This is a genomic window from Streptomyces sp. NPDC057253, from assembly GCF_042669125.1.
GTDB lineage: Bacteria > Actinomycetota > Actinomycetes > Streptomycetales > Streptomycetaceae > Streptomyces.
In genome coordinates this window covers 106039-119424 of the sequence record NZ_JBHUXV010000004.1, presented here as the reverse complement: position 1 = coordinate 119424, position 13386 = coordinate 106039, and the positions used below count along the sequence as shown (strand labels likewise).

Sequence of the window (13386 nt, the reverse complement as noted above, 5' to 3'; positions counted from 1 at the left end):
CCCCTGCGTCAGGGCGGGGCGTCGGTGTGCCCGCGATGCTGTGCCAGGGTCGCGTCGAGGTCCGTGAGCCGGTCCAGTCCGCGCACCGCCTGCGTCATGCGCGGGTTGCCCTCCAGACGGGCGCGGTGGCGGTGCAGGAAGGCCCAGTAGCCGGCGGTGAACGGGCAGGCGGTGTCCCCCGTCCGGTCGGTGGGCCGGTACGCGCACGGGCCGCAGTAGTCGCTCATCCGGTTCACGTAGGCACCGCCGGAGGTGTACGGCTTGGTGGTCATCCGGCCGCCGTCGGCGTACTGGGACATGCCGACGACGTTCGGCAGCATCACCCAGTCGTAGCCGTCGACGAAGCAGCGGTGGAACCAGTCGGTCACCGCGGCCGGGTCCCAGCCGCGCTGGAGGGCATGGCTGCCCAGGAGCATCAGCCGCGGGATGTGATGGCTCCAGCCGGTGTCGCGGACCTGGGCGAGGACCGTGGACAGGCAGCGCGCGGTGACGGCGTCCGCATCCAGCTCCAGGAACCACTCGGGCAGCGGCGCGCGGTGCCCGAGCGCGTTGCGGTGCCGGTAGTCCTCGCCGAAGTACCAGTACAGCTGCCACACGTACTCGCGCCAGCCCGCGATCTGGCGTACGAAGCCCTCCACGCTGTTGACCGGCGCCTCTCCGCGTCGCCAGGCGTCCTCGGCGAGCGACACGCACTCCAGCGGGTCCAGCAGACCGAGGTTGAGGGACGAGGACAGCAGGCTGTGGCTCAGCACCGGGTCCCGCGCGAGCATCGCGTCCTCGTGCGGGCCGAACCCGGCGAGCCGGTGCGACACGAACCGGCGCAGCGCGGCCAGGGCCTCGCGGCGGGAGGCGGGAAACAGCCGAGGGCCGTCGCGCCCCACGAAGGAGACCTCGCCCGAGCGCTCCCAGCGGTCCAGATCGTGGCGCACCTCGTCGTCGACGGCGCTCTCGCGCGGCCGGTAGGGGGCCGGGGCACCGAGGGTGCCGGCGCGCCGGGGCGGGGGCCTGCGGTTGTCGTGGTCGTGGTTCCAGCGGCCCCCGGCGGGCTGTGCGCCGTCCATGAGCAGGTGGTGGCCCTGTCGCACCCAGCGGTAGAAGTCCTCCTGCCGCAGCCGCTGCCCGGTACGTCCCTCGGCCCAGGCCCGGAAGTCGTCGTGCGGGACGAGGAATCCGCGCGCCGGCAGGAGGCGTACGCCGTCCAGCGTGTTCACGAGGCGCAGGGCGGCGCGGGAGGTGGGGTGGTGGACCGTCACCGGCGCGGTGCCCACCGCCCGGCGCAGACCCTCGCGGTAGGTGTCCGCCTTGACGTAGCGCACCCGGTCGCCGAGTTCCGCGGCGCGGTGCCGCATCGCGGACAGGATCAGGTGCGCCTTGGCCCGGTGGAACCGGCGGCGCCGGAAGACCGACCGGGCCTCGATCATCACGACCGGGGCGTCCCGGTCCGGTCCGTGGGGGCCGGGGGTGAGGAAGTGCGGTCCGAGCTGGTCGCCGAAGAGCCAGTGGAAGGTCGTCATGCTCGGCTCCGGTTCCGGTGCGGTGGGGGTCTGAGCGGAGGCCGCTCAGGCAGGCGAAGGATGCGGGTGCATGCGGGTGTATGCGGGTGTATGCGGGTGTATGCGGCTGATTTGGTTTCGTGTGAAGGATTCGCAGGGTGGTGCCCGCCCGGATGCACGGCGAACGGGTGACGGTCGCGGTCCGCCCCGCGTCCGCGGGTGGCGCGGACGGTCCGGGCGGATCGTCTGAACGTGCCCTGTTCGTAGGGGAAGATGACGTAATGGTGAGGACGATTCCCGACGAAGAGAGCCCCTTCGTCGGCAGGGTGGGAGAACTCGGGCTGATCCGCGCGGCGTTGGCGGAGAACCGGTTGGTGACGCTCACGGGGCCCGGCGGTGTGGGAAAGACGCGGATCGCGCTGCGGATCGCGACCGATGCGACGGAGGCCGTCGAGGACGGTGTCGCGTGGGCCGATCTGGCGTCGCTGCTCAACCCGGGACTGCTCGCCGCCACCGTGGCGGACTCGCTCGGACTGTCCGACCACACGCCGCGCATGCCCGCCGACGCGATCTGTGCCTGGCTGGGCGAACGCCGGGTCCTGCTCGCGCTGGACTCCTGCGAGCACCTGCTCGCCGACTGCCGGACCCTGGTCGCCGACCTTTTGACGGCCTGTCCGAACCTGCGCGTCCTGATCACCAGCAGGGAACCGCTGCGGCTGCCCGCGGAGAGCGTCGTACGGATCGACCCGCCGGCCTCCACGGCCGAGGCGCTCGCCCTGTTCGAGGAGCGTGCCGCGAGCGCCGGCCGACCGCTCGCCGACGCCGAGGAGCGCCGACTGGCGGGGGAACTCTGCGACGGTCTGGAGCGGCTGCCGCTCGCCCTGGAGCTGGCCGCCGCCCAACTCCGCGGCACCTCGCTGGCGGACCTGTGCCTCGGCCCGCGCGCAGTGGTGGATCTTCCCCCGGAGATGGAGCGGACGGCTCCGCTGCGGCATGCCGCATTGCGCACCACGATCGGATGGAGTCACGAACTGTGCACGCCGCCCGAACGCCTGCTGTGGGCGCGGCTGTCCCATCTGCCCGGCCGTTTCGACGCACGCACCGCCCGCGAGGTGTCCTCCGGCGGCCCCCTCTCGCCGCACGCCGTCGAGCAGGGCCTGCACGCGCTGCACGACAAGTCGGTGCTCACGGAGCGGGACGGCACGTACCGGATGCTGGACTGCGTGCGGGAGTACGGCCGGATGTGGCTGGGCGAACTCGGCGAGGCCGAGCGGATCGCGCAGCGGCACGCCGAACACGTGCTCGCCGAGACGCGCGACGCGCACCAGGAGTGGTTCGGGCCGGCCCAGCGCGGCTGGTACGGGCGGCTGAGGTTCCTGCACGCCGACATCCGCCTCGCCGCCGACCACCTGCTGAGGACGGATCCGGTCGCGGCCCTGGAGATGCTCGGGTACGTCACCTTCTTCTGGGTGTGCTCCGGATACCTGTACGAGGCACGGCAGTACCTCGAACGGGCGATGGCCCTGGTCTCCGAGACGGCCCCCGACGACGTCCTGGTCCAGGGACTGTGGAGTCTCGGGCTGACCCGTACTTTGCAGGGCGACCACGGGGCGGCCCGGCCGGTGGCGCTCGCCTGCCGGCGGCACGCGGCGCGGTCCGGGTACGACGCCGAGGGGCTGGGCAGGTCCGCCTACCTCGACGGGGTGCTGCACCTGCTGGAGGGCCGCCCGCTGGCCGCGCAGGCGATCGTCGAGGAGACCTGGCGGACCCTCGGCCCACCGCCTCCGGGCCCGCCGACGGCGACGACCGCGCTGTGCCGGCTGGTCGACGTCTTCGCCCTCACCGCCACGGGCCGGCTCGTGGAGGCCCGACAGGCGGCCCTGGCGCTCCGCGAGATCTGCGCGGCGTCGGACGAGTACTGGACGCGGTCCTACCTGGACCACCAACTGGCGGTCATCGCCCTGCTGGAGGGCCGCACCCGGGACGCCGTGGGACACGCCCGCGCCGTCCTGGTCGCCAAGCGGGACATCGGGGACGCCTTCGGGATCGCCATGGCGCTGGACGTCCTCGCCATCGCGCTGTGCGACCGGGGCGAGGACCGGGCGGCCGCGCACGCCATGGGCGCGGGGCTGCGGTACTGGGAGTCGGTCGGGCACCCGCAGCGGGGCACACCCGAGATGGCGTCCCTGCGCGACGACTGCGAGGAGCGGCTGGTACGCCGACTGGGGACGAAGGAGTACGGCAGCGCCGTCGCCGATGCCGCCCGCCGTGACACCCGCACCCTGCTGACCTGGGCGGCATGCGGCGGCCCGCTGCCGAAGGGCTGAGCGGGGGCGAGCGGGAGGCCGTCCGGGGCTCGACGGTACCGCCGGTCGAGTGACTTGCCGGGCGGGGTCTCGTTTGACGGGGTGCACTCCAGCGCGTCCCTCGACGAAAGCCTGCACTCCATGCGCCTTCGCCCCTTCCCGCCCTCCGCCGGTCACTCCGCGGTCCTGGAGGCCGAAAGCACCCTCATCGGGCAGTACGGCGATCTGGTCCGCCTGGCACACGTCGTGCTGCCCGCCTCCCTCGGCCGGCACCGGCGGGTCCTGCTGGCGCACTCCGTGGTGCAGCGTGTGCTGCCCGCCGCCGGCCCCGGGCGAGTCGTACGGGGCGTTCCCCGGCCGCGCCGGGAAGACCAGGACCGGGCCGCGCTGCGGCAGTCGTACGCGGTGACCGTGGTGCGGGACGCCCTCGCGCTCGGCCGGCGGCCGGCTCTGTGGCCGACCCGGCTGGCACCGCCGCGCACCCTGCTGCCGCGCCTGCCGCTCGTGCTGGGACTGCGCCTGTTCCCCGGTTCGGGCAGCCCGGAGGACCTGCGCCTCGCCCAGGCCCTGTCGGAGCTTCCCGCCCCGGCACGGGCCGCGTTCATGCTCCGCCTGCTGCCCGACATGGCGGACGAGTCCGTCGCCGATGCACTGAGGGCGGCCGGTGTGGCCGACCCGGCCGGCGCGCTGCACACCGCCCTGGCGTTCGCGGCCGCGCACGATGCGAGTGCGGAGTGCACGGCCGAGCGCGGTGACCGGCTCACGGACGGGCGGGGCGACGGCCTCCCGACCGAGCAGCCCGGCGGGCCGCGGGTTCCGCGGGAGTTCGACGCCTGTGCACTGAGGGCGAGCCCCACCGATCTGCTGCGCCGCCGCCGCAGGGTGCGTCTGGGCGGCGCGGCGGCGCTCGCGCTGCTGGTGATGGGGGCGGTCCTCACGGGGACTCCCCCGGACTCCGCGTCCCGGCGCACCGCCCTGCCGTCGGAGACGACCCGCTCCGTGCTGCGGCCCGCCGCCCTCACCCGTGCCCCGGCCGACCTCTGGGACAACACCTCACGCGTCGACTTCACCGCCTGGCCGGCCCGCGGCTCCCGCGTCCGGGACGAGGACCTGCTCGGGCGGGCCCTGAGCACGTGGACCCGCCCGCAACCCGGCACCCGCCTGTCCGCGACCCCCGCCACGCCCACGGTGGCGCCCCCTTACGCACCGCAGCTCCTGTACGCCGGCGACGCGGGCGGGCTGGCCGTGGTCCTGTTCCACGACGGCGAGCGACTCGCCCGCTACACCGAGCCCCTGTCGTCGGGCGGGCCCAGATCGCTGACGGTCGCGCGCGCCGACGACGCGGACGTGACCACCGCGGCCGCCGTGGTCCTCACCTCGGACAGCGCGGGCGTGCGCTACCTGCTCGCGCCCTGGGTCGCCGAGACCGAGACCAGGGACCTGCTGCGCCCCGACGTCCTGGGTCGTCCGCTGGGTGTGTCACGCGAGGGGATCACCCAGCCCGTACGACCGCTGTCCGCGCCGGGCGGCTGCACGAGTGCCCCGGTGCTGCAACTGCGGTCGTCGGAACGGATCGCCGAGCACCACGCCTTCCTGCTGGCCGCGCTGGACGGGGACGGCCTGTCGCCGCTCCACCTCACCTACACCCCGCTGCCGGGACCTGGGGCGCCCGCCCGTGAACCGAGGGAGGCCACCGGTCCGGCGGCCCTGGCGGCCTGGTCCCGCCACGCCTGCTCCCTGGGGGCGCTGCGGGGCGGCGGTATCAGCGCGGTCCACGCGTGGGACTTCGCCGAGCAGGATCTGCCGGACGGCGGCGGCCACGCGGTGTGGACCTGTGTCCGCACCAGTACGTGGCGCGGGCCGGGCGACGCGACGGTGACGCTGCGCAGCTCCGCGGACGGGCCCGGCGCACCGGCGCGGATCGTCTCCCGCGAACGGGCCACGGCAGTCTGCGGCCGGTTCGGCCGGCATGTGGCGGCCGCGACCGGCTGGCGGTCGCCGAAGAGCAAGTGGTACGTGGTGGCGGCCGGCAGCCGCGCCGTCACGGCTCTCTCGATCGGTGGCAGCGTCTCCGCCCGCAAGCCGGGCCGGACGCTCGCCGTACCCGCTCCCCCGCACCCGCGCGTCACCGTCAGGGCCGCCCTGTCGACGGGCGCGGACCTGCCCGGTATCGCCCCCTCGGCTCCGGGACCGTCGCCGGCCGGAACCGGACACTGACGGGGCGGGATGCCCCGCTCACCACGGAAACGGCCGACCCGCCGGGGCCTTCACCGGGCGCAGGACCATGAGCGTGTCCTCCTCGGCCGCCACCATGGCGAAGGGGAACCGGTCGAGTTCGAGGCAGAGGTCCACGTCGTCGGGATGGACTCCCTTCCGTACACCCTGCGTCAGTTCGGCTGCGGCGCGAGAGGCGCGAGCGCGCCGGAGGGACCCGGCCGCGTCCGTCACCGCCGCACCGGCGAGTCCGGCGATGTACTGCGCACAGGCCAGGTCCTCCTCGGCCCGTCCGTCCTCGCCCGTGACCACGAACGTGACGGCGTCGCTCCCCCGGGTCCGCAGGAGCCGGGCCGTCGCCTCCGCCACCACGAAGGACGCGCAGAGCACCAGCGACGCCTCCCTGACCGCCAGCGCGCCGACCGTCCCGGCCGTGGTCTTCTGCACCACGGTCCGTCCGGCGAGGTCGACGGACCGCAGCAGGCCGGGCGAGTTGACGGTGTCGAAGCCGGGCGCGGGCGGACCGTCCTTGAGCGACACCCACTCCGGGTGACGTCCCTTGAGTGCCAGGGCCTCGTCCAGGGAGCCGGCGAGGACGATCCTCTCCGCCCCCAGGCCGAAGGCCCACGCCGCCACCGTGAAGGCCCGCATGACGTCCACCACGACGGCCACGGACGGGACTTCGGCCAGTTCGGCGATGCCGAGAAAACGAGCGTCCATCGGACGATGATCGCGCACAGGGCGCCGCAGCGGGCCATCGCCGTCGCGGGCAGCTGCGGTCAGCTGCCGTCCAGGGCCTCCCCGACGCCCCCGTGCCGGCCAGCGGAAAATCCCGCGGGGCGCTCCATGGTCGACCGGCACGGGGTCCAGGTCCTGGCCAGGGAGGCGGTGTTCCGTGAAGTCGCCCGGACCCGGACGAAGGCGTGGCGCAAACGGCGGCGGCCAACCCGTCCCTGCCGCCCGCCGTGATGGCGGAGCTGATCCTCAACAGGTGGGCGACCAGACACCGTTCAGCAGACTCCGGCGCACCCCCCGTCGTCTAGGCCGTCGCCAGCGCCTCCGTAGGCGTCAGGCGGGCGGCGCGGACGGACGGGTAGACGCCGGCCAGCATGCCGATCAGGATCGCGCCGACGAACCCGGCGGTCACCGAGGTGAGGGGGACGACCGGTGGCCAGTGCTGGTGGGTGGCGTAGACGAAGGTGGCCAGGGTGCCCAGGGCGACCCCGGCCAGGCCGCCCAGTCCTGACAGGACGACCGACTCGGTGAGGAACTGGGCGCGAATCTGGCCCCGGTTGGCGCCGAGGGCCCGGCGCAGACCGATCTCCCGGCGGCGTTCGAGGACGGAGATGACCATGGTGTTGGCCACTCCGATGCCGCCGACGAGGAGGGCGACCCCGGCGAGCCCCAGGAAGAGCGCGGAGAACGTGGACTGGGTGGCCCGCTTGGCGGCCAGCGCGTCGGACGGGCGGCTGACCTGGACCACGCCCGGCAGTTCGGGGTTGACGGTGGCGGGCAGCACGTCCCGTACGGCCTCGATCTGCGACTCCTTCGCCTTGAGGTAGATCACGGTCGGGTGGCCGTCGAACCGCAGCAGTGAGCGCGCCGCGTCCCAGCCCACCAGCACCGAGCGGTCGATGTCCGGCGACAGCGGGGTCTTCTCCAGGACGCCGATGACCGTGAACCAGCGGCGGTTGACGGAGATCTGCGGGGCGCTCTGCCCGGGAGTGATCTTCGGGATGCCGAGCCGGGAGGCGGCGACCGAGCCGAGCACGGCCGTCGGGAACCTCTCGGTGTCGGCGCTGAGGAACCGGCCCGAGCCCGTCCTGGCGTTGATCGTCCGCAGCAGATCGGACCGGCTCGCCAGGACGGTGAGCCCGGTGTAGTCGGCGTCGCCCTGGCGGTCGTTGCGCAGGACCTCGGCATGGGTGTTGGCGACCGCGCTGGCCGCCGTGACCGGTCCGATCCGGCGGGCCATGTCCACCGACTCCGGTGGCAGCAGCACCGGTGGGTCCTGCCGGGCGGGCACGGCCTGGAGCATGTTGGTGCCCAGCGCGGAGAGCTCCCGCATCAGGGCTTTCTGACTGGACGCCGGGATCCCGGTGACGACGACGAGGGTGGCGATGCCGATCGAGATGCCGAGGGCGGACAGGGCGGCCCGCACCTTGCGGGTCCGGATGCCCAGCAGGCCCAGGCCCAGGATGTCCAGCGGCGCCAGCCGTACCGGCCTGCTGCGGGAGCCCCGGGCGGGCGTCCTGGTGGAGGTGATGGTCATGACCAGCTTTCCGTACGGGCGTGGGCGTCGATGCGGATGTCGGAGCGGAGCCGGCCGTCGCGGATCTCCACCCGGCGGGGCAACTGGGCGGCGATGTCCCGGTCGTGGGTGATGACCGCGATGGTGGTGCCCTCGCGGTTCAGCGCGGTCAGCAGATCCAGTACGGCCACGCCGTTCGCGGTGTCCAGCGCGCCCGTGGGCTCGTCCGCGAGGACCAGGACGGGACGGTTGACGAGCGCGCGGGCGATCGCCACCCGCTGCCGCTCCCCGCCGGACAGCTGCTGCGGCAGATGCCGGGCCCGGGGGGCGAGCCCCACCCGGTCCAGTGCTTCCAGGGCCAGTGCCCGGCGCTTTCGGCGCGGCACTCCGGCGTAGAGCAGTCCGGTGGCGACGTTCTCGGCGGCGGTCAGCCCGTCGGTGAGGTGGAACTGCTGGAACACGAAGCCGAGTCGGCGCCCGCGCAGTGCCGACAGCCGGCGGTCGGAGAGTTCCGCGACGTCCTGGCCGTCGATCTCCACGGTGCCGCTCGTGGGCCGGTCCAGTGTGCCCATGATGTTCAGCAGGGTCGACTTGCCGGACCCGGACGGGCCGACGATGCCGAGCAGTTCGCCCTGTTCGACGGCGAGCGAGACATCGTCGAGGGCGGTGACCCCGCCCGGGTAGACCATGCTCGCGCCGCGCACCGCCAGGACCGGGGGCGCGCTCACGAGGTCGTCACCACCTTGGTTCCGGCGGCGAGGCCCGTGCCGCTGACTTCCACCAGGCCCTTGGAGAACATCCCCGTCCGCACCGCCACCAGCCGGCCGCCCGGCAACTGCACGGCGTAGCCGCCCTCGCGCAGCGCCATCAGGGCGCCGACGGGCACGGTGAGGACGCCCTTGCGGGTCTGGGACGTGAAACTCACCCGCACCGGCGCGGAGTTGAGGCCGCGCACCGCCCCGGTGTCGCGCAGGGAGACGCCGACGGTCAGCCGGGGCTGCCCGGAGGTGTCGTCGCCGCTCGACGCGTCGCTGGTGCGGACGGCGGCGCCGATCGAGGCGATGGTGCCGGTGACCGTGGAGTCGTCGGGCAGGCTCACCGTCACCGTGTCGCCCCGCCGCATCGAGCCCGCCGCGTCCGGGTCCACCGGGACGGTCACCGTCTTCCGGGTGGAGGTGACCGTCATCAGGGTCCCGTCGGCCGGGTCGGCGAGCTGTGCCTGGACGCCTTCGACCCGTACGGCGCCGGGGAGCACCGTGAGGTCGCCGACACCCAGTGAGCCGGTGGCCGGGATGCCGACCGCGGTCTGCCACCGCTTGACGGCGGCGATGAGGCTCGCGGTCAGGACCCCGTCGCCGCGCCTGACCTGGACGGGGGCGGTGGGGGTGGCGGGCGGGGTGCTCGACGGGGGCGCGGCCGAGGCCGTGCTCGACGGCACCGGTTCGCTCGTGCCCGGCTGCGGGGTGACCCACGTGCCCACCGCGGGCTGGACGCCGATGTCGTAGCCGAGTTCCCTGAGGTTGTCCGCCACGGTCCGCACGTCCGGGCCGGTGGTGCCCCTGGCCTCCAGCGTCCGGTACAGCGGTGTGCCGCCGTAGAAGACCGGTACCGGGACGTTGTCCACCCGGTACAGCGACTCGCCCCGCTTCACCGTGGTCCCCGTCGCCGGCAGCCAGGTGATCAGGCCCGCCTTGCCGCCCTTGACGGTGGTCGCCCGGCCGTAGCCGAGGGTTCCGTCGAGCGTCTGGGCGTTGGAGAGGTCGTTCCTGGTGACGACGGCGGTCGCGGTCCGCACGGCGTCGCCTTTCGCGGTGTCCGCCGTCCCGTCGGCGTTCTGCCACGCGGTCACGGCGAACGCGCTCGCCACGACGACCGCCGACGCCACCACTCCGACGACCAGCCGCCGTCCGCCCGGCCGACGCGCGGCCCCGGTGTCGTTACTTGTCTCCACCGAACGCCTTCACCTGACAGTCGAGTTCGTATTCCTCGTAGTGCGGGCGGTTGAGTTCATCCCCGGTCTCCAGGGCCCAATTGCCTTCGTGGACGAGGGCTTTGATGCCGTGCCCCTTCATGCACTTCACCATCTCGCGCACGTCGTCGCTGTAGTCCGGGTTCTTGGCCGGGTCCAGCTCCGGCGGGTTGAGCGGCTCCTTGCCCCGGCAGGCCAGCACCGCGGGGTCGTTCGGCTTGCGCTTGTACTTCTCCTGCGCCCCGTGGTCCTTCAGACACGACTGCCAGGCTTCGTACATCCGGTTGACTTCCTCGTTGGTGCTGTCCAGCCGGATCTGCGGGCGGCCCGCGTCGGGATCGGCGCTCGCGCTCGCCGAACCGCCGTCCGCCGCCGGGGTGGTGAGCGAGGCGACCTCGCCGTCATCGCCCTTGCCCGCGTCGTCGTTTCCGCCGACGCCCCCGCAGGCGGTCAGCAGGAGCAGCCCGGCCGCACCGACGGCGGTGAGCGCGGTTCGATTGAAGTGGTTCAACATGGCGCAGACCCTGGCCCGAAGTTATGAGCATCCTGTCAGGACGCGGTCAGAAAGCCGTCTGACCTGATCCCGGCGCGCCTACGCTGGCCCCCATGAACGCCCGTGTCCTCGTGGCCGAGGACGACACCAAACAGGCCGAGGTGATCCGCCGTTACCTGGAGAGCGAGGGCCACACCGCCCTGCTCGTCCACGACGGGCGCGCCGCGCTCGACGAGGTGCGTCGGCACCGGCCCGACCTGCTGGTCCTCGATGTGATGATGCCGGTCGTCGACGGTCTGGACGTCTGCCGCATCCTGCGCCGCGAGAGCGATCTGCCGGTGCTGATGCTGACCGCCCGCAGCACCGAGGAGGACCTGCTGCTCGGCCTGGACCTCGGCGCGGACGACTACCTCACCAAGCCCTACAGCCCACGCGAGTTGATGGCCCGCATCCGTACCCTGCTACGGCGGACCCGGGCGTCCGGCACCCCGGCGGCGGACCCGGTGCTGCGGGTCGGCGCCCTCGCCGTCGACCCCGTGCGCCGCGTCGTCGAGATCGAGGGCCGGCAGGTGACCTGCACACCGGGTGAGTTCGACGTGCTCGCCACGATGGCCGCCGAGCCCGAACGGGTCTTCACCCGGCGCCAGTTGCTGGCGAGCACCCGTGGGGACGACCGGTACATCACCGAGCGCACCATCGACGTGCACGTCCTGAACCTCCGCAAGAAGATCGAGCGCGTGCCCCGCCGACCTGCCTATCTCCAGACGGTGTTCGGTGTCGGCTACCGCCTCACCGACGGCACCCGTGGCCGCTGAGAAGCGGGCGCGCCCGCACGCCCGGCTGCCCTTGCGCCGCAGTCTGCTGATCCGGCTGCTGGCCGCGTCGATCACCATCGCCGTGTGCTCGGTCGCGGCCACGGCCTGGCTGGCCGCGCGCACCACCACCAGCGCCATCCAGCAGGAGCAGGGACAGGTCCTCGCCGACGACGCCCGGATCTACGACACGCTCATCGGCTACGCGGCCGAGCACACCGACTGGTCCGCGGTGAGGCCCGCACTGAAACGGCTCTCCGCCCAGACCGGCCGGCACATCACCCTGACCACCCAGGACCGCCGGCCCGTCGCCGCGTCCGACAGCGTCTCCCAGGAACTCCCCGCCAACGCCTCGGCGCTCGTCGACCCGCTGCGGGCCGACCCGGCGCTGCTGCCCGGCGTCCAGGCGGACGGTGTCGACCCACGAGCGGTCGGCCCGTACCGGCTGCCGGAAGCCGAACGCAAGCAACTGCGGTACGTCGCCCGGAAGTTGCAGACCTGCCTGCGGGGTACCGGTTTCGCCGCCGGGGTCACCGAAGGGGCGAGCGGCAGGCCCTCCCTCGTCATGACCGGCGACAGCGGCATCCAGCGCAAGGTCGGCGAGGTGTGCGGTGTGTACGAACTCGACGAGCCGACCAGGACGGAGCAGCGGGCCCTCGGCCGGCTCAACACCCTGGTGAACGGCTGCCTGAAACGCCAGCGCCTGGATCCCGTCGAGGTCGGTCTCGGCTTCGCACCCACCAGGAGCGTCGGCGAGCCCGTGCAGCGGTGCGTCGGCACCGCCCGCCGCGAGCAGCTCGCCCCCTATGTCGCCCCGCCCGCGCTGCTGTTCGTCGCCACGCCGGCCGGATCGCCGGCCGCACCGGGCTTCGACCTCTCGTCCGCCGACACGGCCAGGGTCGCCGGTGTCGCCGCGCTCGTCCTCGTCCTGACCCTGGCGGTCACCGTCACCGTCGGCACCCGGCTGGTCAGACCGCTGCGGGCGCTGACCGACGCGGCCCGCCACTCGCCCCAGGAGCACCTGCGGGTACCGGTGACCACCAACGACGAGATCGGTCATCTGGCGGCCGCCTTCAACGACCTGTCCGAGCGCCGTGAGCGGCTGGAGGACCAGCGCAAGGCGATGGTCAGCGATGTCGCCCATGAACTGCGCACACCGCTCAGCACGATCCGCGGCTGGCTCGAAGCGGCCCAGGACGGCCTGGCCACCTCGGACGAGAAGTTCGTCGCCTCCCTCCTGGAGGAGGCCCTGCTGCTCCAGCACATCGTGGACGACCTCCAGCACCTGGCCCAGGCGGACGCGGGCCGTCTGCGCCTGCACCCGGAGCCCCTGAGCCTGCGGGAGCTCCTCGACCACGTGGCCGCGGCCCACCGCGGCAGGGCCGAGACCGCCGGGATCACGCTCACCACCCACATCGAGGACACCCCGGTCCTGTACGCCGACCCCGCGCGCCTGCGTCAGACCGTCGGCAACCTGCTGTCCAACGCGATCCGGCACACGCCTCCCGGAGGTGTCGTCACGCTCGGCTGCCGGAGCGAGGGCGCGCAGACCGTCATCGAGGTCGCCGACACCGGCACCGGCATCGCCGCCGACGACCTGCCCCGCGTCTTCGACCGCTTCTGGCGCGCCGACAAGTCCCGCAGCCGCCAGACCGGCGGCAGCGGCCTGGGCCTCGCGATCGTCCGCCAGCTCACCGAGGCCCACGGCGGCACGGTCTCGGCCACCAGCACCCCCGGCAGCCAGACGATCTTCACCCTCCGCCTGCCCCACACCTGAGCCGAAGGGCCGGTGGCCCGCCGAGCCCGCCCGGTCCGTCAGCGGGCCCACGGCCATCGCCGCTCCAGCCT

At 73.6% G+C, this 13386-nt stretch carries 10 protein-coding genes; 4 read left to right on the top strand and 6 right to left on the bottom strand.

Annotation, left to right across the window (positions count from 1 at the left end):
• Window positions 1–8 precede the first annotated feature (8 nt).
• The gene (locus ACFULQ_RS03610) at window positions 9–1514 is read right to left on the bottom strand and encodes a cryptochrome/photolyase family protein (protein WP_383537574.1); all 1506 of its coding nucleotides are present in this window, start codon (window positions 1512–1514) and stop codon (window positions 9–11) included.
• Window positions 1515–1774: 260 nt separating this feature from the next.
• Between ACFULQ_RS03610 and ACFULQ_RS03605 the strand changes: the two genes are divergently transcribed.
• Window positions 1775–3820 (top strand): ATP-binding protein, encoded by a 2046-nt coding sequence (locus ACFULQ_RS03605; protein ID WP_383537571.1) that lies wholly within the window; start codon window positions 1775–1777, stop codon window positions 3818–3820.
• Between the two features lie 120 nt (window positions 3821–3940).
• On the top strand, window positions 3941–6016 hold the full coding sequence (locus ACFULQ_RS03600) for a hypothetical protein (RefSeq protein WP_383537569.1): 2076 nt from the start codon (window positions 3941–3943) through the stop codon (window positions 6014–6016).
• An 18-nt stretch (window positions 6017–6034) separates the two neighbouring features.
• Here ACFULQ_RS03600 and ACFULQ_RS03595 read toward each other — a convergent pair whose 3' ends face one another.
• The 5 genes from ACFULQ_RS03595 to ACFULQ_RS03575 form a co-directional block, all read right to left on the bottom strand.
• Window positions 6035–6733 (bottom strand): 2-phosphosulfolactate phosphatase, encoded by a 699-nt coding sequence (locus tag ACFULQ_RS03595; RefSeq protein WP_383537567.1) that lies wholly within the window; start codon window positions 6731–6733, stop codon window positions 6035–6037.
• Window positions 6734–7052: 319 nt separating this feature from the next.
• The gene (locus tag ACFULQ_RS03590; RefSeq protein ID WP_383537565.1) at window positions 7053–8285 is read right to left on the bottom strand and encodes an ABC transporter permease; all 1233 of its coding nucleotides are present in this window, start codon (window positions 8283–8285) and stop codon (window positions 7053–7055) included.
• Complete coding sequence (locus tag ACFULQ_RS03585) at window positions 8282–8953, bottom strand: ABC transporter ATP-binding protein (protein ID WP_383537728.1); 672 nt, start codon at window positions 8951–8953, stop codon at window positions 8282–8284. The genes ACFULQ_RS03590 and ACFULQ_RS03585 overlap by 4 nt, the downstream gene beginning before the upstream one ends.
• Before the next feature lie 35 nt (window positions 8954–8988).
• Window positions 8989–10215 carry a hypothetical protein gene (locus ACFULQ_RS03580; RefSeq protein ID WP_383537563.1) on the bottom strand — a complete coding sequence of 409 codons (1227 nt, stop codon included), beginning with the start codon at window positions 10213–10215 and terminating at the stop codon, window positions 8989–8991.
• Window positions 10202–10747 (bottom strand): hypothetical protein, encoded by a 546-nt coding sequence (locus ACFULQ_RS03575; RefSeq protein WP_383537561.1) that lies wholly within the window; start codon window positions 10745–10747, stop codon window positions 10202–10204. The genes ACFULQ_RS03580 and ACFULQ_RS03575 overlap by 14 nt, the downstream gene beginning before the upstream one ends.
• A gap of 92 nt (window positions 10748–10839) precedes the next feature.
• On the opposite strand from ACFULQ_RS03575, the gene ACFULQ_RS03570 reads away from it, so the two are divergent.
• Window positions 10840–11541, top strand: coding sequence for a response regulator transcription factor (locus tag ACFULQ_RS03570; RefSeq protein ID WP_383537558.1), 702 nt, complete (start codon window positions 10840–10842; stop codon window positions 11539–11541).
• Window positions 11531–13315 carry a sensor histidine kinase gene (locus ACFULQ_RS03565; RefSeq protein WP_383537556.1) on the top strand — a complete coding sequence of 595 codons (1785 nt, stop codon included), beginning with the start codon at window positions 11531–11533 and terminating at the stop codon, window positions 13313–13315. Before ACFULQ_RS03570 ends, ACFULQ_RS03565 begins: the two co-directional genes overlap by 11 nt.
• Window positions 13316–13386: the final 71 nt, after the last annotated feature.